The organism is Bradyrhizobium betae (assembly GCF_008932115.1).
Taxonomy (GTDB): domain Bacteria; phylum Pseudomonadota; class Alphaproteobacteria; order Rhizobiales; family Xanthobacteraceae; genus Bradyrhizobium; species Bradyrhizobium betae.
Map to the genome: position 1 here is coordinate 3,715,654 of NZ_CP044543.1, position 21,572 is coordinate 3,737,225.

At 62.2% G+C, this 21,572-nt stretch carries 23 protein-coding genes and 1 pseudogene; 15 read left to right on the plus strand and 9 right to left on the minus strand.

All coding sequences use genetic code 11. The annotated features are described in order from the left end of the window. Nucleotides 1-180 precede the first annotated feature (180 nt). Nucleotides 181-924, plus strand: coding sequence for an AAA family ATPase (locus F8237_RS37455; protein ID WP_162006101.1), 744 nt, complete (start codon nucleotides 181-183; stop codon nucleotides 922-924). Then, nucleotides 924-1,241 carry a DUF6634 family protein gene (locus F8237_RS17650; RefSeq protein ID WP_151646622.1) on the plus strand — a complete coding sequence of 106 codons (318 nt, stop codon included), beginning with the start codon at nucleotides 924-926 and terminating at the stop codon, nucleotides 1,239-1,241. Before F8237_RS37455 ends, F8237_RS17650 begins: the two co-directional genes overlap by 1 nt. Nucleotides 1,242-1,802: 561 nt before the next feature. On the opposite strand, the gene F8237_RS17655 is transcribed toward F8237_RS17650, so the two are convergent. From F8237_RS17655 to F8237_RS17690, 8 genes are all read right to left on the minus strand, one after another. Continuing rightward, entirely contained in the window at nucleotides 1,803-3,110 is a 1,308-nt protein-coding gene (locus F8237_RS17655) for a PQQ-dependent sugar dehydrogenase (protein ID WP_151650589.1), read from the minus strand. Nucleotides 3,111-3,118: 8 nt separating this feature from the next. Continuing rightward, nucleotides 3,119-3,556, minus strand: a complete 438-nt coding sequence (locus F8237_RS17660) for a DUF2231 domain-containing protein (RefSeq protein ID WP_151646624.1) — start codon at nucleotides 3,554-3,556, stop codon at nucleotides 3,119-3,121. A 13-nt stretch (nucleotides 3,557-3,569) separates the two neighbouring features. Then, a complete protein-coding gene (ygiD, locus tag F8237_RS17665; protein WP_244625921.1) occupies nucleotides 3,570-4,430 on the minus strand; it encodes a 4,5-DOPA-extradiol-dioxygenase in 861 nt (286 codons plus the stop codon). 24 nt (nucleotides 4,431-4,454) lie between these two features. Continuing rightward, the gene (locus F8237_RS17670; RefSeq protein WP_151646626.1) at nucleotides 4,455-4,778 is read right to left on the minus strand and encodes an XRE family transcriptional regulator; all 324 of its coding nucleotides are present in this window, start codon (nucleotides 4,776-4,778) and stop codon (nucleotides 4,455-4,457) included. A gap of 33 nt (nucleotides 4,779-4,811) precedes the next feature. Beyond that, entirely contained in the window at nucleotides 4,812-5,366 is a 555-nt protein-coding gene (locus F8237_RS17675) for an NADPH-dependent FMN reductase (RefSeq protein ID WP_151650591.1), read from the minus strand. A 17-nt stretch (nucleotides 5,367-5,383) separates the two neighbouring features. Then, a complete protein-coding gene (locus F8237_RS17680; RefSeq protein ID WP_244625922.1) occupies nucleotides 5,384-7,006 on the minus strand; it encodes a hypothetical protein in 1,623 nt (540 codons plus the stop codon). Nucleotides 7,007-7,146: 140 nt separating this feature from the next. Continuing rightward, nucleotides 7,147-7,899 carry a helix-turn-helix transcriptional regulator gene (locus F8237_RS17685; protein ID WP_151646629.1) on the minus strand — a complete coding sequence of 251 codons (753 nt, stop codon included), beginning with the start codon at nucleotides 7,897-7,899 and terminating at the stop codon, nucleotides 7,147-7,149. Nucleotides 7,900-8,197: 298 nt separating this feature from the next. Beyond that, nucleotides 8,198-9,427 carry a metal-dependent hydrolase family protein gene (locus tag F8237_RS17690; protein ID WP_151646631.1) on the minus strand — a complete coding sequence of 410 codons (1,230 nt, stop codon included), beginning with the start codon at nucleotides 9,425-9,427 and terminating at the stop codon, nucleotides 8,198-8,200. 143 nt (nucleotides 9,428-9,570) lie between these two features. On the opposite strand from F8237_RS17690, the gene F8237_RS17695 reads away from it, so the two are divergent. From F8237_RS17695 to F8237_RS17715, 5 genes and pseudogenes are all read left to right on the plus strand, one after another. Then, nucleotides 9,571-10,329: an SDR family oxidoreductase gene (locus tag F8237_RS17695; protein ID WP_151646632.1), complete on the plus strand. Its 759-nt coding sequence runs from the start codon at nucleotides 9,571-9,573 to the stop codon at nucleotides 10,327-10,329. Nucleotides 10,330-10,401: 72 nt separating this feature from the next. Beyond that, nucleotides 10,402-10,833: pseudogene (locus F8237_RS36895) on the plus strand (lipocalin-like domain-containing protein). Between the two features lie 41 nt (nucleotides 10,834-10,874). Next, nucleotides 10,875-12,029: an OpgC domain-containing protein gene (locus F8237_RS17705; RefSeq protein ID WP_151646634.1), complete on the plus strand. Its 1,155-nt coding sequence runs from the start codon at nucleotides 10,875-10,877 to the stop codon at nucleotides 12,027-12,029. Between the two features lie 53 nt (nucleotides 12,030-12,082). After that, the gene (locus F8237_RS17710) at nucleotides 12,083-13,351 is read left to right on the plus strand and encodes a M20 family metallopeptidase (RefSeq protein WP_151646636.1); all 1,269 of its coding nucleotides are present in this window, start codon (nucleotides 12,083-12,085) and stop codon (nucleotides 13,349-13,351) included. Between the two features lie 60 nt (nucleotides 13,352-13,411). Beyond that, nucleotides 13,412-14,053, plus strand: a complete 642-nt coding sequence (locus F8237_RS17715) for a trimeric intracellular cation channel family protein (RefSeq protein WP_151646637.1) — start codon at nucleotides 13,412-13,414, stop codon at nucleotides 14,051-14,053. 55 nt (nucleotides 14,054-14,108) lie between these two features. On the opposite strand, the gene F8237_RS17720 is transcribed toward F8237_RS17715, so the two are convergent. Then, nucleotides 14,109-15,035, minus strand: coding sequence for a LysR family transcriptional regulator (locus F8237_RS17720; protein WP_151646638.1), 927 nt, complete (start codon nucleotides 15,033-15,035; stop codon nucleotides 14,109-14,111). Nucleotides 15,036-15,143: 108 nt separating this feature from the next. On the opposite strand from F8237_RS17720, the gene F8237_RS17725 reads away from it, so the two are divergent. Genes F8237_RS17725 through F8237_RS17760 form a run of 8 tightly spaced genes read left to right on the plus strand, consistent with a single transcriptional unit; the run spans nucleotide 15,144 to nucleotide 21,545 of the window. Continuing rightward, nucleotides 15,144-16,304, plus strand: coding sequence for a muconate/chloromuconate family cycloisomerase (locus F8237_RS17725; protein WP_244625923.1), 1,161 nt, complete (start codon nucleotides 15,144-15,146; stop codon nucleotides 16,302-16,304). 3 nt (nucleotides 16,305-16,307) lie between these two features. Continuing rightward, entirely contained in the window at nucleotides 16,308-16,598 is a 291-nt protein-coding gene (gene catC / locus F8237_RS17730) for a muconolactone Delta-isomerase (RefSeq protein ID WP_151646639.1), read from the plus strand. 54 nt (nucleotides 16,599-16,652) lie between these two features. Continuing rightward, nucleotides 16,653-17,546: a dioxygenase family protein gene (locus F8237_RS17735; protein WP_151646640.1), complete on the plus strand. Its 894-nt coding sequence runs from the start codon at nucleotides 16,653-16,655 to the stop codon at nucleotides 17,544-17,546. Nucleotides 17,547-17,592: 46 nt separating this feature from the next. Continuing rightward, entirely contained in the window at nucleotides 17,593-18,963 is a 1,371-nt protein-coding gene (locus tag F8237_RS17740; RefSeq protein WP_151646641.1) for a Rieske 2Fe-2S domain-containing protein, read from the plus strand. A gap of 32 nt (nucleotides 18,964-18,995) precedes the next feature. Then, the gene (benB, locus tag F8237_RS17745) at nucleotides 18,996-19,484 is read left to right on the plus strand and encodes a benzoate 1,2-dioxygenase small subunit (RefSeq protein ID WP_374761634.1); all 489 of its coding nucleotides are present in this window, start codon (nucleotides 18,996-18,998) and stop codon (nucleotides 19,482-19,484) included. A 32-nt stretch (nucleotides 19,485-19,516) separates the two neighbouring features. Further along, entirely contained in the window at nucleotides 19,517-20,539 is a 1,023-nt protein-coding gene (benC, locus tag F8237_RS17750) for a benzoate 1,2-dioxygenase electron transfer component BenC (protein WP_151646643.1), read from the plus strand. Beyond that, complete coding sequence (gene benD, locus F8237_RS17755; protein ID WP_151646644.1) at nucleotides 20,536-21,312, plus strand: benzoate diol dehydrogenase BenD; 777 nt, start codon at nucleotides 20,536-20,538, stop codon at nucleotides 21,310-21,312. Before benC ends, benD begins: the two co-directional genes overlap by 4 nt. Nucleotides 21,313-21,329: 17 nt before the next feature. Further along, nucleotides 21,330-21,545, plus strand: coding sequence for a (2Fe-2S)-binding protein (locus F8237_RS17760; RefSeq protein ID WP_151646645.1), 216 nt, complete (start codon nucleotides 21,330-21,332; stop codon nucleotides 21,543-21,545). Nucleotides 21,546-21,572: the final 27 nt, after the last annotated feature.

The window sequence follows — 21,572 nt, forward strand, 5'->3', positions numbered from 1 at the left end:
CCGACGACGAAGACCCCAGAGGTCAGATTAACCCTTGAGGAATTTGGCGTAGGTGCGGATGTCAATCATCGGCACCGTCGCCTCAGCCTGCAAGCGGGCAATCAGTTCTAGTAGAAACGCCGTGGCAGCCCGCGTGCTGGGTTCGATCGACGTCGCATCATTCGTGCGATAGAAGTTGCCATGCGCGGCGCCTTCCGTCCGCTGCACGATCAAATGCCAGCGCAAGCGGCGCGCGGATCGGCGCTCAGACCCGGTCGGAATAGCGATCGTAGGCCGTCATGCGACGGACAGGATTTCCGCGTCGGGCTGCCGGTAAATTTCGCTGCGAAGAAATTCGCTCTCGGTCTCGAGCTTGTCCTCGGCGACATCGGTATGCCAGGCTTTCGGCCGACCATCGTTACCGTCATTCCATCTGTAACTGCGCCTCTTAAGGACGTCCTTCATCTCGAACGGGGAGCGATCATGATGTCGCGGATCGCCAACCCGATCGCGTTCGTCGACGAGATCGATCGTGCGGGGGAAAGCACGTACAATGGCAATCTATGGTCGGCGATGCTTCCCTTTCTGGAGGTCACGACATCACGCCGGTATCGCGAGGTTGGCATCGACGCGGAACTGGATTTGTCCCACGTCCTCCATTTTTCCACAGCCAACTCCGTCGAAAAGCTGCCTTCTCAGCTCAGGGACCGCTTCCGCGTGATCCGTATGCCGTCCCCGACCTTGGCGTACCTCCCGGCCTTGGCGGCGCTGATCATGAAGGAGCTGGCCTCGGAGGGCGATCGTCGTTTCGACGAGCCGCTCGCCACGGATGAGCTCCACAACATCGGGCCGGTTTGGAAACGGGAACGTTTTTCGATGAGGAAGTTGAAGCGGCTGATCGAGGCGACTCTCGAGGCCCGGGACGCATGCGCGGTGAGGCACTGATGTCGTTGAAGGAGGAGTTGGGTACGGATATCGAAAGCTACCTGCGTGGCGAGCAGCCGTCGCAGGATGCCATGACGAAAGCCGCGCGGATCGACGACTGGGCGCCTCTGATTTCGCGCGGCCTACGCGGCGGGTACGTCATGACGCTGGTGGGCAAGGTCTCGAACCATCCGGCGGTTGCCGACGGCAAGGTCACGGAAACCAGCGAAATCTGCTGGCTCGATCGCGAGAGGCGATGGGCGCGGACCCGGTCCAGGCTTTGGCTGCTCGGAGAGCCCGAGGGCAGCGAGATCGCGGTCGACGGTCTGGAATTGTGACCCGTTCGCGGTCCGCTGCGCTACGGTCGCGGACAGCCTCGCCTCACGACGGAGGCCTTCTAACGGATCTCGTTCAGGAGGCCGTCGAAGTATCTGCGCAGGTCGCTCGATCGCTGCTCCCCCTTGGAGGAGAAGAAGGGCAACACCGAACTTTTGAAAGAGCTCGACGATGCCGAGAAGATGCTTCGTTCTCTGCGCAAGGCGCTTTCCTAGCTTCGATACTCCCCCTCAAAGGAGCTGGCGAGCGTGAGCGGTCATCATGACGGCTGCAATTTCGCTGATGTCGGTCTAACCGGCCAACTGAGACCGCGTGAATCTCGTAAGAGGGATGAGAATCCCTCCCTCTCCGCCATAATAAAACGGCTTCGAGAAAGCCCCGTAAAATCAGGCCTTGCTGCACGCCAGAGGTCACTGGTGTAGCCCCTGGGTGTAGCCCCAAGGTAGCGCCCAATCTGCCATGATCGGCAGAAATTTTCAAACGACCGCAGGCCGCCCCGGCGTCTTTCCCGACTAGACGGCGGCGATCGTGACGGACGAAGCAAGCCTTTGCGGTTGAAGGCTCTACTGCGCCGACTGGCTTGCGCTGACGCGCCACACCGCGTTGCCAGTATCGTCGGCAACTAGCAGCGCGCCGGTGCGGTCAAGCGCTACGCCCACAGGTCGGCCCCGCACCGTACCGCTATCGTTGCCGAGGAATCCAGTGACGACCGGGACGGGTTTGCCCTCCGGACGGCCATCAACCAGCGGCACGAAAATGACCTGATAACCGTTGACAGGGCTGCGGTCCCAACTGCCGTGCTCGCCGACAAAGACGCCGTTACCGAATTGGGGGGACAGCGTCTCGCCTTTGCTGAACGCAAGACCGAGCGCGGCCACGTGTGAACTCAGGCCGTAGTCGGGCTTGACGGCCTTAGCCACCAGATCGGGTCGCTGCGGATGGACCCGAACGTCCACGTGCTGGCCCCAGTAGCTGTAAGGCCAGCCATAGAAGGCGCCCTCACGAACCATGGTGAGATAGTCCGGGACTAGGTCCGGGCCAATCTCGTCCCGCTCATTCACTACTGCGAACAGCCGCCCTGTGTCGGGATCGACGGCGAGATTGGTCGGGTTGCGCGTGCCCGAGGCATAAATGCGCTTAGCACCGGTGGCGCGATCCACCTCGTATATCGCGGCTCGGCCCTCTTCGGCGTCAAGCCCATTCTCAGTGATATTGCTGTTGGATCCGACGCCGACATAAAGCTTGGATCCATCGGGGCTGGCGACCATCGATTTGGTCCAGTGATGGTCAATCGGTCCGGCGGGAAGGTCCGCAAGCTTCGTCCCTGGCTCCGTGATCTTGGTCTGCCCGGGCGCGTACTTGAACGCCATGATCGCGTCCGTATTAGCGACATAGAGCGTGCCGTCCACATACGCCACGCCATAAGGTGAGTGAAGGCGGTCGACAAGCACCGTTTGCTGCTCCGGCTTTCCATCGCCGTCGGCATCGCGGAGCAGGGTGATGCGGTTACCTCCCTTGCCGGCTGTTCCGGCCCGCGCCTTCACCTTCCCTTGGATGAAGTCCTTAGGCCGGAAAGGTGTGGTGCCGGGGCTGTTGCCCTCGACGACCAGGATGTCGCCGTTCGGCAAAGGATAGACGATGCGAGGATGCATCAACCCTGTCGCCATCGCCTGGACCTTCATTCCTGCAGGCACCGTTGGCATCTCCCCCGATTCCCAGCCCACCGCCTTTGGGACGCTCATTGGCGGCAACAGATAGTTCTGAGGCTCCGGAAGGTAGGGATCCGCCCCGTATTGCCGCATGGGATCGCCGCCTTGGTCGCAAGCGGTCAGAGCGAGTAACGCGCAGAGGGCTGGCACGGCTCGAAGCATTGCGTGGGTCACAGGCGGTCTCCGGCGGCGGTGGTACGAACGGTGGTCACCCTCCAACCTGTGGCAGCCGCCAGTAGCAGCAGAATCGTCACGATGGCGGAGAGCGAAATTCCCTGCGGCACGACGGAGGTCCAGGCATCGCGGCTGTGAACGAAAACATTCAGGAGCGAGAGCAGGGCTGCCGCTGCCACAAGCAGGAACGGCATCCACCTGATCCGTCCGGCTCGGCTGGTGAGAAAGTCGATGATCAGGGTGATCGTGGCGACGAGAGCGAGGACCAAGCCTGCAGCAATCAACCACGCCGAGGAGTTTGCCCACTGCCAGTTCGATGTATTCCAGTACATGATATCGGTGGCCAACCCGGCGATAAGCAGGGTTGATCCGGCACCGATGAAGCCGGGATGCAATAACGATCTCGGACCGGCTTCGGACGCCAATCTGGCCATGTGCTCTCTCCAATCAGATGTTGGTTTGGTCCGCAGGCACGTTGCCGGGCATTTCGGAGATACCTTCTGCGGTAGCGGGCAGGCTGAGCTCGGGCCCGACATTATAGCTGGTCATCGAGAGCGACCCGAGGGAGTAGCCCCGGATGAGTGGTTGCGACCTGCCTTCCGCCGCCGCGATGCCTGCCGTGTATAGCAGGGGGATGTAATGGTCTGGCGTCGGCACGGACCGCGCGAAATCGGGATGCTGGTTGAGCTTCAGAATCGCCGCGGGATCTTCCGCCATTTGCCGCATGACCGCTTCGTCGAAGCGATGCGCCCAGTCCGCGCCCTCGGTCGGCCTGTTCCATTCGACAAGCCCAAGGTTGTGCACGACGTTGCCGCTTGAAAGAACGAGAACGCCCTTGTCGCGGAGCGACGATAGGCGCGTAGCCAAGGCAATATGATACTCGAACGGCTTGTGCGCGTTGATCGAGACCTGCACCACGGGAATGTTGGCCTTGGGATAGAGATGCGCCAGGACGCTCCACGTGCCGTGGTCCAGTCCCCATTGATCATGGTCGAGGCCGACCCAGTCCGGTTTGACCGCTTCCACGACTTCGCCCGCGACCTCCGGCGAGCCGTCGGCCGGGTATTCGAAATCGAACAACGTCTTCGGGAAGCCGTAGAAGTCGTGGATGGTACGGGGCCTGGCCATCGCCGTCACCGCCGTGGCGCCGATGAACCAATGCGCCGACACGACGAGGATTGCCCTCGGCTTGGGCAGCTTTTCGCCGAGCGACCGCCAAGCACGCGTGAAGCCGTTGAGCTCGAGTGTGTTCATCGGGCTACCGTGTCCGATGAAGAGTGCCGGCATACGGCTCGTCTGCATGTTCATGTGACCGCCACTCTTTCACCGTGCCTAGAGAGCGTCATCGGAGCCGACAATGCCGCCTTCGCCTTCCAAGCGTGCGATCTGTCGCGCATCCTGACGGGTGAATTTTAATCTGACGCCCGCGCCAAAACCATCGGATTCGTCGATAGCAATGACACCGAAATGGTCGAAACCGCGTCGGACAGCTTTTGCGTCGCTCTCCGAGTGAAGCCAAGCACTGCCATTCGCTTCCATCTGCTGCAGGACTTCCTGGGGAAGTCCCGCTGCGGTCGCAAAGTCATCCACACTTATCCCGGTCAGCGCACGCGCTGCGGCGATCAAGCGGCCGGTCATCATAGTCGCCTCGCTCACGCAATCCTCCCGTGGGTACGACCGCTCAGAGATCTATGAATGGTTGGAGGCGATCCATTTCGCGAAGGACTGCATGAAGCCTTCGAAGAACTTCCGTGTCCCGTCGTTGACGAGTTTGCCGCCCGCATCGAACAGCTTATCCGCGCCTCCGATGTAAGCCTCCGGCTGAGCCATCGCCGGAACGTTCAAAAAGACAAGCGACTGCCGCAGATGGTGGTTGGACCCGAAGCCTCCGATGCCGCCAGGCGACGCAGTGACGACTGCGCCCGGCTTGCCGTTCCATGCGCTTTTGCCGTAGGGTCGCGATCCGACGTCGATCGCGTTCTTGAGCGCTGCGGGCACTGACCGATTGTGCTCCGGCGTCACGAAGAGGACCGCACTGGCGGCTGCGATGCGCTGGCGGAACGACGTCCATTCGGATGGTGGATTGTCGTCGCCATCCTGATTGTAGAGCGGGAGCTGGCCGATCTCCACGATGGACAGCTTCAGATCAGCGGGCGCAACCTCCATCAACGCATGCGCAACTTTGCGGTTTATCGAGTCCTTCCGCAGGCTGCCCACGATCACTGCAACATCTCGCCTATCCATTGAATATCCCTCCTTGGCTAACGTTTGCATGCGGTATTGGCGGCCTCGGGCATCGCGAGGAACGTGATGGTGGCCGGAGCGAATGTGACGGAGCCAGCGGCCGTCGCCTGAGCTTTCAGTTCCGGCAAGGCGTCGTTCGGACCCAGTTCGAGTACTGCATCGTTGAGTTTTACGGTTTCGGATTGAACCGGATCGGCCGTCAGAGTGTAGCGAAGACTTGCGGCGTCGAGATCGATCGCGGTCGAGGCGCTGCGGCTGTTGTTGATCGCGAGAAGTGCCACTCCGCCTGGCTTATCGCGCAAGCATTGCGCATAGAGGTGAAGTCCTTCCCGGGATGGCCCCACATCCAGGACCGTCGTCCCCATCAATCGCCGCCAGAGTAGGCCCCCCCAGTAGTTTGGCTTCGGTGCGTAGGTTCGTTCGTCCAACAAGCCGTAGTCGCTCGCCGCGAGCGTGTTGTGGATGACGACTTTGACGTCTTGCCGCGCGAGGCGTCCGAGTTGATCGAGGTAACGGAAGGTATCGAGAAACGTACCGGCCCACGGATTTCCCCCGCATGCCGCATCCGCGGTCTCCGTGTTCCAGAACGGCTTGCCGGGCATCGCTTTGTCGCGGACCGCGCGATAGTAGGCCAACGTCTTGTCGGTTCGCCCGAGCCAGTCTTCCGAAAGCGCGTCGGCGGCGCTCGTTCCCGTCGCTGTGCAGCGTTTCGAGGCCGCTCCGTAGTGGTGATAGGAGAACGCATCGGCATCGCCAGTAAACGCGGCGAGGTCGCCGGCTTTCAATACGGTCATCTCGCCGTAGCCGCCGCTCGCCACGCACCAGGATGCGTCAGCTTCCCCGACGGAACCGGGGCCAAGAATTCTGACGCGAGGATATTCCTTACGCATGAACGCATCGAAGACTTTGAAGTCGCGGCCGAAAGCGGTCGCGTCATAGCCCTTCGGCGCGCCGCCCATGAAGGCCAGAGTTGGTTCGTTGAAATATTCCGCAGCGGCGATCGTTCCGCCGTGTGCCATCGTGAAGGCCAGCCAGCGGCGGGCCTGGTCGGGTCGCCACACGCCGTCGGGACTGCGCGTGCCCGCGCTGGTCGGAAGGGAGGTCACGATCGGCGCATCGACAGCGCGCGAGAACGCGATCGCTCCCAACCACTGATCCCGCGTCAGCACGCCGTTGTAGCCTTCGGGTGGCGACTTCGGCGGTGTCTTCGCGTCGGTGAAATAGGTCGTGTTCGCCCAGGTGCCGCTCACGCGCACGTAAGCCGGGCCCAAGTGTCGTGCGAGCGCGCGCAAACGCCTGTTGGTGAGATCGATGGGCGGGCGATATTGATAGAGGTCCGGACTCATGCCGGCTGGCGCGGCCGTGCTTGACGCGGCTCCGGTGGCTTGGTCGCTTGCCGACGCGGAGGTCTTCTTGATGTCCTTGTAGGGCTTCCAGAAGCGGCCGCCGGTCACCTCCAACATCTCGATATTGTAGGACTGGAAGCGGTCGTCGACGGTGGATATCTGCTGTAGCTTCGAAGGTGTGATCAGTTCCGCGCTTGCGTAACCACCTGCAACAAGACCTAGGGCAACCGTCGTCACAGTCGCACAAGCCTTGGTGACAACATCGTTGCTTTTCTTGATGTCGACCTTCGTCATGCGCGCACTTCGGGCCAGCAGCAATTCGCGACGGGCCGATGGCCGGCGCTAGGAGCCCGTCATCTTCTGCTTGGGGCCCATGAACCGGTACCCACCTGATCGGGTGAGTTCGGGCGTTTCGCTAGAGGCGCAAAAAACGATTATTGCGAGGGATCCGATCTGAGAATGCCGGCCATCACCGCTCGAAGGACGAGTTGTGCCCGGGAGTTGGCGCCGAGCTTGCTCTTCGCCGCCTCCACGTGAGCGTGCACGGTGTTTGGCGAGAGGCCCAAGATCATGCCGATTTGCGGATCGCTGCGGCCTACGGCGACCCACCTCAAGCATTCCGTCTCCCGCCTGGTCAGGGAGGGCGGAGCCGCGTGCGGAGCAAGGTGCATCTTGAGACCGGCTTGCGCATAGGCCTCGCACATTCCCTGCAGAAGAAAACGCTCATAATCGCCGAGATCGAGCAATCGACCCGTTCCCAGCATCACCACGCCCAGCTCGTCGTATTCCGCCCGGATCGGTGCGCAGAAGCCGTCGTAGAGGCCGTATCTGCGACTATCCTTGAGGATAGGGGCGCCCAGGCGCGACGTGCGAGCTACCTCGTCGAGCGTGAAGGCGCCTGTCATGCGGCAGGCTGCGGAAACGACGGGGTCGTTGATTTGGTAATGCTGGGATTGATAGCGCTCCGCCCAATTCGGGACGGTGCCGCCGAACAGAAATCCGGCGGAGTGGAACTGGCCTCGGCCGAACACGCGGATATAGCCTGCAGTGTGGAAGCCGAGGCTGATGACCCGCTCGACGAAAATCCGGTCGATTTCGGAGATGTCCTTCGCGCCGGCCAGAGCCGTTACCATTCCCTCAGCAGCGGACCTGAACGCGTCGAATTCGCCCGCGGGGTAATGTTTCATGCACTCTCTCCGGGCGGCTGAGGCGACTGAACTCTACCTGCGACAGAATAGCGCATCAGCCCGGTTGCAGCGAGTCCCAATCGGGTGAGGCTTGGAAGGTTCAGTGTTCCGACGCCGGTAGCTCTGGCTGCTATTTCCGACTTACGGGTTAGGAGGGCGTTGACGTTTCCCGTTGAACGGCGTCGTCAATCGACCCGTGGTCGCCGCGATTTCATGCGGTCGGGAGCTTCGAGCACGCTCCAAGCCTGTCTAGGCGGAACGCGTTCATGACGAGCCGCGGATCTCAGAAGCGCCGCCGTCACTGAAGTATGTCGAGCGCTCCATACCGATAGACCCGACCGCCTTTCATGACGAAGTCCACCTTCGCCGTGGCGGCAATGTCCGCCAAGGGATCACCTGGCATCGCGATGATGTCCGCCTGCTTACCAGGCGCGATCACGCCGAGGTCGTCGCGTTGCAACAGTTCCGCCGCGACGCTAGTGCCCGCCTTCAGCGCCCGAACGGGAGCGATACCCGCGGCTACCATGGCCTGAAACTCCAGGACGCCTTCGCTGAACGGAAACATTCCGCAATCCGTCCCGAAAGCCACCTTAGCCTTGCTTCGTGCGATGCGCTTCTGCGCCTTCTCGATCTCCGCGACGTCGCGGCGGAATTTCCAGACCGCGTGCTCTGGAAGCTTGCCCGCCTTCATGAGCGCCTTGTCCTCCCTCGTCATCTGCATCGTGGGAACGAGAAACGAGCCGGCTTTCTCCGCCATCGCGACGCCCTCGTCGTCGATGAGGTAACAGTGCTCCAAACTTCGCGCGCCAGCTCGCAGGGCCTGCTTGCACCCCTCCGCCGCGCCGGTATGGACCGCCAACGGTAGGCCGAGCTGCTGCGCGGTCTGCCCGAGGGACAGCATCTCGTCGTCGAACCAGGTCACTCTGGCCGGATCGTCACCCGCACTCATGTAGCCACCGGTGTTCATCGTCTTGATCCAGTTGCCGCCGAAGGCATGCTCCATCCGGACCAACTCGCGGATCTTGGCCGGAGAGTCCGCGACCCTGGACAGACCCATGTGGCACCGGCACGGAAACATCCCTTGCATGTCGCCGTGCCCGGCGGTCGCACTGATCATGTGAGGGGCAACGATCAGACGCGGCCCCCGGGCCATCCCGCTGTCGATGGCGTCGCGAAGATTCACGGTCGGCCATTCGGGGTCCAGCGTGCCCATGTCTCGAAGGGTGGTGAAACCGAAACGCATGTATTGCTGCGCGTAGTACAATCCGGCGAGGGCTTTCGCGGGCGAGCACTGCAGCGTTTGCCTGGCGAGATTCAGGCCGTCGATACAGAGGTGGACGTGAGTGTCGATGAATCCCGGCGAGACCGCACGCTCGCTTAGGTCGATGACTTCGGCGCCCCTGGGACGGCCTACCGAGGTCGACACTTCGACGATGGTGCCCTCGTCGATCAGGATTTCCATCGGACCGAGCATCATGTCGCTCTGGCCGTCGAATAGCTTGCCGCATACCACGACTTTGCTTGTCATCTCCGGCCTCCTCGAACCATCGGTTACGGTTCAACCCAAGTTAATCGCTGCGGCAGCTTGGACTTACCGACCTGATCAGGTCGGTTTCTCGACCCCGCCAAAAGGCCGATCTTCCCGTTAGGAGATGCCTTCGGAGAGCGATAATGCGGAGGGTCTTGATTTCGGCGGGAGCCGCGGGAATCGGCAAGGAAATCGCCGCGGCTTTTCTGTTGGCGGGCGATAGCGTCTACACGTGCGACATCGACCGTGCCGCGCTCGATGCGACGGCGCGTGAACTGCCGGGACTGAAGACCGGCGTATGCGACGTCGGCGATCGAAAGCAGATCGAAGCGATGATGAAGGACGCGGCATCTCAGCTCGGGGGCGGCGTCGACATCCTGGTCAACAATGCAGGCATCTCGGGCCCGACCGCTCCCGTCCAGGACGTCGATCCCGATCAGTGGGAAGCCGTCCTCAAGATCGATCTCACGGGCACGTTCCTCATCACCAAGGCCGCTATACCGCACCTCATCGAATCGGGCTGTGGCGTCATCATCAACATGTCCTCGGCGGCGGGGCGCTTCGGCAACCCGAACCGCAGCCCTTATTCCACCGTGAAGTGGGGGTTGATCGGTTTCACGAAGACGCTTTCGATGGAGCTCGGCGCCCACAACATCAGGGCCAACGCGATCCTGCCGGGCGCCGTCGACGGTGACCGGATCCATAGGGTCTTCGAGGGACGGGCAAAGGCGAGCGGGAAGTCCGTCGAGGAGATCAAGGCCGAATCGATGTCCGATCAATCGCTGCCATATCTGGTCGATCCGAAGGATATCGCTGCGCTCGCCGTGTTTCTCGCTTCGGACGCCGCCAAGTCGATCTCAGGCCAGATCGTGCCGATCGACGGCGATATGCAGAGAAACTGAAAGGGTGCCGCACGGCGAGGACAGCGATCATGACCGAGAAGAGTCTGCGCGACCGGCTCATGGCCCTGGTGCCTGGTCTCCTACGAAAAACGGCCAGTCGACGGTTCGCCGTCCTTTTACCCCATGGGCACCAATCCAAAGGAGATTATCATGTGCACGCCCGACGGCTTCATGTCGGCGCGACTCTCCAAGCCGGGCCGCAAGCCGTTCGCCTCCGGCCACTGGATTGTCGCGACCGATGCCGAGTTCAAGGGCGAAGCCACCAGCTAAATCGCCTACACCGGCCCGTTCGACGTCGACGAGGCGAAGCAGCATCTTACGCACTCGATGTTCATCTCCCTGCTCCCGAACTGGATCGGTCCGACCCAGGCGCGCGACGTCCGGATCGACGGCGACCGCCTCTTCCTGGGCAGCGCCAGCCCGATCTCGTCGGCAGGCAAGACCGTCATGTCCTATCTGGAGTGGCGGCGAGCTGACGCATCCGCCATGACGCCAGGCAAATAATCCGCCGCTTAGTGGAGTTTCGAGGCAATGGGGCGTTCGACATGAAGATCCGGACGATCCTGCCGCCGAAAGGGCGCGACTATCGGCTCGACGTTCTGCGAGGTTTCGCGAACTGGGCGATCTATCTGGACCACATCCCGAACAACGCGGTCAATTGGCTCACGCAACGCAACTACGGCTTCAGCGATGCCGCCGACCTGTTCGTCTTCATCTCCGGATATACCGCCTCGTTCGTCTACGGGCGGATGATGCTCGATCGAGGCTTTACGATAGCGGGCACTCGTCTGATCAGGCGCGCATGGCAGATCTACGTGGCGCACATCATCCTTTTCGTGATGTACATCGCCGAGATCGGATATCTGGCGAAGCGCTATGCCGACCCCAATCTGCAGAACGAATTCAACGTCGCCGGCTTCATGGCGAACCCAGCGGAGACACTCTACCAGGGGCTGATACTGGCGTTCAAGCCCGTCAACATGGACGTACTTCCGCTGTACATCCTGCTGATGGTCGTGTTTCCGCCCGTCCTCTGGACCATGCTTCGACTGCCGAACCTGACGCTCGCGGCGTCCTTCCTACTGTATCTGGCTGCGCGGCATTTCGAGTGGAATCTAGCGGCCTTTCCGACGGGTTACTGGTATTTCAATCCCTTCTGCTGGCAATTCCTCTTCCTTTTCGGCGGATGGTTTGCGCTCGGAGGATCGATCGTAGCGAGGCCATTGATCCGGTCGCGCGCCATGTTGTGGCTTGGGCTCGCCTACCTGCTGTTCGCCTTCGTCATGACGATGGCGGAAAGGTTTCCGGAGATCGGTCGCGCGATGCCCGTCTGGCTGTTCGATGCGTTCAATCCGAACGACAAGACCAACCTGGCACCGTATCGCCTTCTGCACTTCATCGTCCTCGCCTTCTTCATCAACCGCTTCCTGCCACGTGACTGGCCCCCGCTCGAACGGCCGCTGTTTCAGCCGCTCGTCAAATGCGGCCAGCAATCGCTCGAGGTATTCTGTACCGGCGTGTTCCTAGCCGTCGGGGCGCACGTGGTTCTCGTCGAAGTATCCGACTCGATCTGGATGCAGATCGTGGTCAGCGTCGTCGGAATCGCGTTGATGACGGCCGTCGCGTACTACCGCTCCTGGTCGAAGGCCGCGGACAAGAAAAAAACGCCGCCCCCGGCTATGGCAAGGACGAACGGGTGAAATCGAACTTCAAGACTATCGCAAGCTACTGTTCAACATCGAAGGAGACGCCCATGAATACGACCAAACAGACTTCCTCCGATCCGGCGCTGCGCAATCTCGACGCTCTGCTTCCCGACCTGGCCGACCTCTACAAGGACGTTCATTCCCATCCGGAACTATCGATGCAGGAAACGCGCACGGCCGGAATCGCTGCGAAGCGGCTCACGGCGGCAGGCTTTGAAGTGACGTCGGGCGTCGGTAAGACCGGCGTGGTGGGCCTGCTTCGCAACGGCGACGGCCCGACCGTCATGCTCCGCGCTGACATGGACGCGCTGCCGGTTCAGGAGGCGACCGGTCTCCCGTACGCCAGCACGGCGACCGCTACCGACAGGGACGGCAACACGGTCCCCGTGTCCCACATGTGCGGCCACGACATGCATGTTACCTGGCTCGCCGGTGCAACGAAGCTGCTGGCGGAAGCGCGATCGTCCTGGCGCGGCACGCTGATGGCCGTGTTTCAGCCGGCGGAAGAGACCGGGGAAGGCGCGAAGGCGATGATCGACGACGGCCTGTTCAAGCGCTTCCCGAAACCGGACGTGATCCTCGGACAACACGTGATGGTGGGGCCGGCCGGCACGGTCGCCGGGCGCGCCGGTGCGATCACCTCGGCCGCGGACAGCCTGCAGATCAAGCTGTTCGGGCGGGGAGCCCACGGCTCGATGCCGCAGGCCAGCATCGACCCCGTCGTCATGGCGGCCTCGACCGTGCTGCGTCTGCAGACGATCGTCTCTCGTGAGGTGGCCGCGACCGAATCGGCCGTGCTGACCGTCGGCGTCCTCCAGGCCGGCACGAAGGAGAACGTCATCCCTGACGATGCCATCATCAAGCTCAACGTACGGACCTTCGATGCCGGAGTGCGCACGCGCGTGCTGGCGGCGATCGAACGGATCGTCAACGCCGAAGCGGCCGCATCGGGTGCGCCTCGGAAGCCAGAGATCACGACGATCGACCACTATCCGCTTAACGTGAACAATCAGGAGGCCACCCAACGCGTGGTGGAGGCGTTCCGCGGACACTTCGGCGCCGCGCGCGTCCGGCCTACCGGGCCCGCGCCCGCAAGCGAGGATTTCGGGTCTTTTGGTACGGAGTGGCACGTCCCGTCGGTCTTCTGGTTCGTCGGGGGCACCGATCCGGCCGTCTATGCGAAGGCGAGGGACGCGAACAAGCTCAACGAGCTCCCGGTGAACCATAGCCCGAAATTCGCGCCCGTACTCCATCCTACCCTGGAGACGGGCGTGGAATCCCTGGTCGTCGCGGCGCGAGCGTGGATGCCGGCGTAGGTCGGTTTAGGGGCCGTGGGGCGCGTCCTCGGCCCCTCGCGATAAGGAAGGTTGGAAAGTATGGAGAAGCTCTCGCTGGTGCTCGACCTGACGGGCACATTCGTCTTCGCTCTGAGCGGCGCGTTGGCGGGCGTCAAACGACGATTGGACATCTTCGGCGTCCTCGTCCTGTCCTTCGCGGCCGCGAATTCCGGAGGCATCACGCGCGATATCCTGATCGGGGCGGTCCCGCCGGCCGCGCTCGTCGACCTGCGGTATCTCGGCGTATCGCTGTTCGCCGGCCTCATCACGTTCTACTCCTCATCGCTCATCGCGCGGTTGTCGACCGCGATCTTGGTGTTCGATGCTGCGGGATTGGCGTTCTTCGCCGTCGCAGGCTCTTCAAAGGCGCTGGCCCACGGCCTGAACCCGGTGATGTCGGTCGTGCTCGGCATGGTGACCGGGATCGGTGGAGGTATGGTGCGGGACGTGCTTCTGGCCGAAATACCGACCGTTCTGCGCGCCGAGCTTTACGCCGTCGCTGCACTCGCCGCCGCCGGCGTAGTGGTGATCGGTCACCTGCTGCAGTTGCCGGTCACGCCGGTCGTCGTCGTGGCGTTGATGCTGTGCTTCGGACTTCGTGTGCTGGCGATCCGCTACAAGTGGCAGCTTCCCGTCGCGAAGTCGGAGATCGCGGAGGAGCCGCCGAAATTCCGGAAGTGACGCGTCGCAACCTCTTTGCCGAAAATCTGCGTTGAACCTCGACGGCCGATCACTTTCACAGATCGAAACGCAGCAGTGCGTCAGGTACGTCGTAGCCCCAAATCTGATACATGCGGGCGATGACGTCCGCCATCACTCCAAGTTCCGGCATCTTGTCGCCCTGGCGGTGGCTCATGATGATGGGAGACGTCGCAGGCTCGGCGAGCCGCTTATAGCGCACGCCTTCGACCCGCGATTTCTGCACCGAGACCGGCACGATGCAGGCGCCTTCCTCGGCGGCGACGAGGCCGACCGCAATCTGAAGTTCGCGCGCTTCATGTGCAACCCGAGGTTCGAGTCCTCGATCATGGAAGAGAGCGATGACCTGGTCGGCGTAGCCCGGGCGGGGCGCGCGAGGGTAGAGAATGAGGCGCTCTTCGGCGAGTTGCTCAAGGGACACGGGACCGCTCTGCTTTTCCAATGGGTGATCCATCGGCAAAGCGACCACCAGTTGCTCCTCGCGCAAGATGATGCGGCGAACCTCGTCGTCATCGAAGCGCACGCGTCCAAATCCAATATCGATCCGGCCTTCCTTGAGGGCGGCGATCTGCTCAAGAGTGACGAGCTCGACCAGATGGAGCTCGACCTCCGGTGCCGCGCGGCGGAACTCCCGGATGAGCTCGGGCAGGTGCCCGTACAGCACCGAACCCACGAACCCGATGACGAACCGTCTCTTCTCGATCTTGAGCGTGCGCTTCATCATCGTGCGCATCTCCTCGACACGCGCGAGCACCTGGATCGACTGTTCGTAGAAGAGCCGGCCCGGCTCGGTCAGCCGCAGCGGCCGCGACGAGCGGTCTATCAGCTCGGCACCGACTTCGGCTTCGAGCTGCTGGATCTGCCGGCTCAGCGGCGGCTGGGCGATGTGCAGCCGGTCCGCGGCGCGCGAGAAATTTCGCTCGTTCGCGACCGTCACGAAATAACGCAGCTGCCGGAGGTCCATGCCCTAATTATACCGTTTAGGTATAATATGTAAACCCAAACGATCTTTGCCGAACGCGCCGTCTACCCGTAGTTCTCAGGCAAGAACTGAGAAATCGAGGAAACGACGGTGATAGTGAAGCCCGCCCATATTGATACCTTTATCGTCGACGTGCCCACCATTCGGCCGCACGTCCTGGCGATGGCGACGATGCGTAGCCAGGCGGTGCTCCTGGTCCGGATCGATTGTTCGGACGGTGTCGTGGGGATCGGCGAGGGCACCACGATCGGTGGCCTCAGCTACGGTGATGAAAGCCCCGAAGGCATCAAGCTCGCAATCGACACCTACATCACGCCGGTCCTGAAGACCTGCGACGTCTCCCGCGTCGCCGAGACGATGGCGAAAATCGGCAAAAGCGTCGTCGGCAACCACATCGCGAAATGCGCGGTGGAGACGGCCTTGCTCGATGCTGCAGGCAAGCGGCTCGGCGTGCCCGTCTCCGAATTGATCGGCGGCGGCCGCGTCCGCGATCGTTTAGCCGTAGCCTGGACGCTCGCGAGCGGAGATACCGCGCGCGACATCGAGGAAGCCGAGGCGATGATCGAGACCAGGCGGCACTCGATCTTCAAGCTGAAGATCGGCAAGCGCAGCGTGGCCGACGACGTGGCGCACGTGGCGGCGATCAAGAAGGCCGTGGGACGCCGCGGCAGCGTCCGCGTGGATGTCAATCAGGGATGGGACGAGGCGCAGGCCGATCTCGGCATGAAGATGCTGGAGGACGCCGGTTGCGACCTAGTCGAGCAGCCGGTCGCGCGTGACGCGCTCGCGGCCATGGCGCGTCTCTCCGCACGCCACGGCATTCCGCTGATGGCAGACGAGGCGCTGCACGGTCCGCGCGATGCCTTCCGCGTCGCCGCAAGCGCGGGAGCCCGCGTCTTCGCAGTGAAAATCGCCCAGTCGGGCGGTCTTCATGCCGGGCGCGACGTCGCCGCCATCGCCGACGCTTCGGGCGTCGGGCTCTACGGCGGCACCATGCTTGAGGCCGGCGTCGGCACGGCAGCCTCCGCCCACCTCTTCTCGACCTTTCCGAAACTCGCGTGGGGCACCGAACTGTTCGGCCCGCTGCTGCTCACCGAGGAGATCCTCGCCGAGCCCCTCGACTACGCGGATTTCACCCTGGGCGTCCCGACCGGACCCGGCCTCGGCATCACGCTCGACGAGGACAAGATCGCTCGCTTCCGCCGCGACCGTACCGCGCCGACCCTGCACGTCGTCGCGAAGGGAGCTTGAGCCATGCTGACGATGGTCCAGATGAACGTGCGGATCCCGTTGGATTTCGACAAGCAGGAAGCCGAGCGCCTCAAGGCGCGCGAGAAGGAGCGCTTCCAGGAACTGCAACGCGCCGGCAAGTGGCGGCACATCTGGCGCGTCGTTGGCTGCTACGCGAACGTCAGCATCTTCGATGTCGAAAGCAATTCCGAGCTCCACGATATTCTGACGAGCCTGCCGCTCTATCCCTTCATGGAGATGGAGGTGACGCCGCTCTGCCGGCACCCGTCCTCGCTGCATGAGGACGACCGCTAACGTTTCGAAACACGAACGTCCGCGCCGCGGACACAAAACCAAGGGAGAGACGACATGGATGCGAGCTTCGTGAAGACCCCGGAAGTCCAGGCCTTGTTCGACAAGGCTGCCGGTCTCAATCAACCGAACGGCGATGCCCGTCTGAAAGCGATCGTGCGCGACATCGTCGAGGCCGGCGCCGAGATCATCGCCCGCCACGACGTCAGCGAGGATGAATTTTGGGGCGCGGTGAATTTCCTGCAGAAGGGTGCGCCGGAATACGGCTTGCTGGTGCCGGGCACTGGCCTGGAACATTTCCTCGATCTCTTCATGGACGCGAAGGACGCCGAAGCCGGATTGACTGGTGGCACACCGCGCACGATCGAGGGACCGCTCTATGTGGCGGGCGCGCCGCTGCAGGAAGGTGACGTCAATCTGACCAAGGATGCCGACGATACCGGCAGTCTCTACATGAGGGGTCGTGTGACTGGTCCCGACGGCGAACCGGTCAAGGATGCCGTGCTGCACGTCTGGCACGCCAATTCGCAAGGCTGGTACTCGCACTTCGACCCGACGCGTGAGCAGACTCCCTTCAACAATCGCGCACGTATCAAGCTCGGCCCGGACGGCAGGTACGCGTTCCATTCCAAGATGCCGAACGGCTACTCCGTACCGCCGGGCGGCGCCACGGACACGCTGATGAAGGCGATCGGGCGCCACGGCCATCGCCCTGCACACGTCCATTTCTTCATCGAGGCGCCCGGTTATCGCAAGCTGACCACGCAAATCAACTTCGGCGACGATCCGCATTCTGCCGACGACTTCGCCTTCGCCACCCGCGACGGCCTGCTGCCGGTCCCGCAGCGCCAGGGCGATAGTGCCTACATCAACTTCGACTTCCAGCTCCAACGTGCCTCCGACGGCGCCGACGAGCACTTCTCGTCACGACCGCGCGCCGAGGCTGCGTAGCCTTCGGCATACCGGCGCAAAAAGGAAATCATAGAGGAGAGGAACGATGACGACGGTACTGGAGCGCATTGACGGTGCGGTGGTCGAAGACAAGGAGCGCGGACTGTTCAGGTGCCGTCGCGACATCTTCACCGACGCCGAGATGTACGAGCTCGAAATGCAGCACATCTTCGAGGGCAACTGGGTGTTTCTGGCGCACGAAAGCCAGATCCCTGACAACAATGACTACTTCAGTGCCTGGATCGGCCGCAAGCCGATCATGATCACCCGCGACAAGGCCGGCGAGCTCCACGCCATGATCAACGCTTGCGCTCACCGTGGAGCTATGCTGTGCCGGCGCAAGCACGGCAACAAGGGCAGCTTCACCTGTCCCTTCCACGGTTGGACCTTCAGCAACACGGGCAGACTGTTGAAGGTGAAGGACGGCAAGGCTGGCGATTATCCGGCCTCGTTCAATACGCAGGGCTCGCACGACCTGGCGAGGGTGCCGAGGTTCGAGAGCTATCGGGGCTTTCTTTTCGGCAGCCTGAACGCGGACGTCCCGTCTCTCGAAGATCACCTCGGCGGCGCCAAGGCCGTGATTGATCAGATCGTCGACGGAGCTCCTGACGGCATCGAGGTGCTGCGCGGCAATTCCTCCTACGTCTACGACGGCAACTGGAAGCTCCAGATGGAGAACGGCGCCGATGGCTATCATGTGAGCTCGGTTCACTGGAACTACTCGGCGACGATGGGCCACCGCAATTACGAAAACGAGGGAACGAAGACGGTCGACGCCAACGGCTGGTCCAAGAGCGTGGGTGGTGTCTACAGCTTTGAGAATGGTCACATCCTGCTGTGGACCAACCTGCTCAATCCCGAGGTCCGTCCGGTGTTCAACCACAAGGAGGCGCTCGAAGCGCGCCTTGGCAAGGAACGCGCCGGCTTCATTGTCGGGCAGACGCGCAATCTCGGAATCTATCCGAACGTCTATCTGATGGACCAGTTCTCGACGCAGATCCGCGTCGTGCGCCCCATCGGCGTCGACAAGACCGAGGTCACGATCTACTGCTTCGCCCCGAAGGGTGAGGATGCCAAGGAGCGCGCAATCCGCATCCGGCAGTACGAAGACTTCTTCAACGTCTCTGGGATGGGCACGCCGGACGACCTGGAGGAGTTTCGCGCATGCCAGACGGCCTATGTCGGCGCCGGCGAGCTCTGGAACGATCTCAGCCGCGGTGCCGTGCACTGGATCGACGGTCCGGACGAGAACGCCAAGGCGATCGGTCTGAAGCCGCTCCTGAGCGGTGAGCGCAGCGAGGACGAAGGGCTATTCGTGCGCCAGCATGAATTCTGGGCGAAAGCGCTCCGCGAGGCGATCCTCCGGAATGGCGGCGAGACGGCTCGCTTCAAGCCGATGCAGGGAGAAGCAGCATGACCGTCGCAGCCAACGCCACTCTCTCGCCTTCAGTGAAGTTCGACCTCGAGCAGGTGAAGGCCTTCCTCTATCGCGAAGCGCGCCTCCTGGACGATCGGCAGTGGGACGAATGGATCAAGCTCTATTCACCAGACGTCAGTTTCTGGATGCCGTCCTGGGACGATGACGACCAATTGGTCGAGGATCCCCAGAAGGATATCTCGTTGATCTACTACCCCAACCGCGAGGGACTTGAGGACCGCGTCTTCCGGATCAAGACCGAGCGCTCCGGTGCGAGCACTCCGGAGCCGCGGACCAGCCACAACATCTCGAATATCGAGATTGTGAGGGAGCGCGACGGGGAGCTGGATCTGCGCTTCAACTGGCACACGTTGAGCCACCGCTACAAGAAAACGGACAGCTTCTTCGGCACTGCCTTCTACACGCTGGATACGAAAGGCGACGAGCCGCGCATCGTGGCGAAAAAGGTCGTCCTGAAGAGCGACTACATCCACCAGGTGATCGACGTCTATCACATCTGACGTAGCGCGTCCGGATGACTGGAGAAGGTGACATGACCTACCGCGTGGCACTCAATTTCGAAGACGGAGCGACCCGCTTCATCGACTGCAACGAGGGTGAGAAGGTCCTCGACGCGGCCTACCGCAACAAGATCAATCTGCCGATGGACTGCTCGGACGGTGTCTGCGGCACCTGCAAATGCCGTTGCGAGCAGGGCGAATACGATCTCGGCGACGAGTATCTCGAGGACGCGCTGAGCAAAGCGGAAGCCGAAGAAGGGATGGTGCTGACCTGCCAGATGGTGGCGTCCTCGGATTGCGTCATAGCCGTTCCGGTGCCGTCCGGAGCCTGCAAGGTGAAGCCAGCCGAGCATGGCGGGGAGGTGAGCTCGGTCGAACTCGTCTTGGATAGCACCATCATTCTCAAGCTCAAGCTCGACAAACCCGACGCGCTCGGATTCCTGCCGGGCCAGTATGTGAATCTCACGGTGCCGGGGACGAGCGAGCACCGCTCCTACTCCTTCAGTTCGAAGGTCGGAGCGACGGAAGCCAGCTTCCTCATCCGCAACGTGCCGGGCGGTCTGATGAGCGGCTGGCTCGCCAAAGATGCCAAGACCGGCGCCCGGATGACGTTTGTCGGTCCGCAAGGAAGCTTCTTCCTGCGGGCGGTAGAGCGCCCGGTCGTCATGCTCGCCGGCGGCACGGGACTGGCGCCGATACTGTCGATGCTGGAAGTCCTTGCGGATCGCGGCACCGATCAGCCGGTGCACCTGATCTACGGCGTCACAAACGACGGCGACCTGGTCGAGATCGAGAGGATAGAGGCACTTGCCAAGAAGCTTCCGACGCTGACCTGGGTGACCTGCGTCGCCAGCCAGGAGAGTTCGCATCCGTTGAAGGGCTACGTCACCGCACATCTCGCCGACGAGCATCTCAACGCCGGCGATTGCGACGTCTATCTGTGCGGTCCCCCGCCGATGGTCGAGGCGGTACGGGCATTCTTCACGGAGAAGGGCGTCAAGCCTTCGCACTTCTTCTACGAGAAGTTTTCTGCGACCGAAGCGGTGGCGGCATGATCTTCGCCGACCGCTTTGCCGGAAAGAGACTGGTTGTGACAGGCGCTGCGCAAGGTATCGGGCGGGCCGTGGCGCTGCGCGCCGCGGCCGAGGGCGGCGATGTCCTGTTCGTCGATCGGGCGGATTTCGTGAACGACGTCGCGACGGAAGCAGGCGCTCGAGGACACGGTTTCGTCTGCGATCTCGAGACTTACGATGGGGCTTCGGGCGCGATGGCCGAGGCGGTGAGCCGCTTCGGCGGCATAGATATCCTCATCAATAATGTCGGCGGCGCGATCCGGATGCGGCCATACGACCGTTTCGAGCCCGAGCAGATCGAGGCGGAGATCCAGCGTTCGCTGATGCCGACGCTGTGGTGTTGCCATGCCGTGCTGCCGCACTTCCTCAAGGGCGGCCGGGGCACCATCGTCAACGTGTCGTCGAATGCAACACGCGGAATTCACCGCGTGCCCTATTCCGCGGCGAAGGGTGGGATCAACGCCGTCACGCAAAGCTTGGCTATGGAATACGCTTCGCGCAACATCCGTGTCGTCGCGACCGCGCCGGGCGGTACCGAGGCCCCTCCGCGACGAGTGCCACGCAACGCTGAGGGCGACACTATCGAAGAGCAGGAGTGGATGGCCGAGACCGTCGAGCAGGTAAAGGATTCCAGTTTCCTCAAGCGCTACGCCGCGATTGACGAGCAGGTAGCGCCAATCTTGTTTCTCGCCTCGGACGAGGCGAGCTACATCACCGGCGACATTCTGCCCGTCGCGGGTGGCGACCTAGGGTGACTAATTAGGAGTGCACCGTGATCGTCTGTAGTTGCAATGTCCTTAGCGACAGTCAGGTAAAGTCGACGATTGCTGACGTAAAGCCTTCGAGTCCAAAGCATGTTTACGAATTCCTATGTTGTACGGCCAAGTGTGGCCGCTGCGCGCGTACGATCCAAGCGATACTGGAATCGAATATCGCGACAATGAGGACAGACAACACCGAGAATGGCGCCTTGGCTTTCTCGTCTTGATCTTGCCCGCGTCCGTTGGTCTTGAAT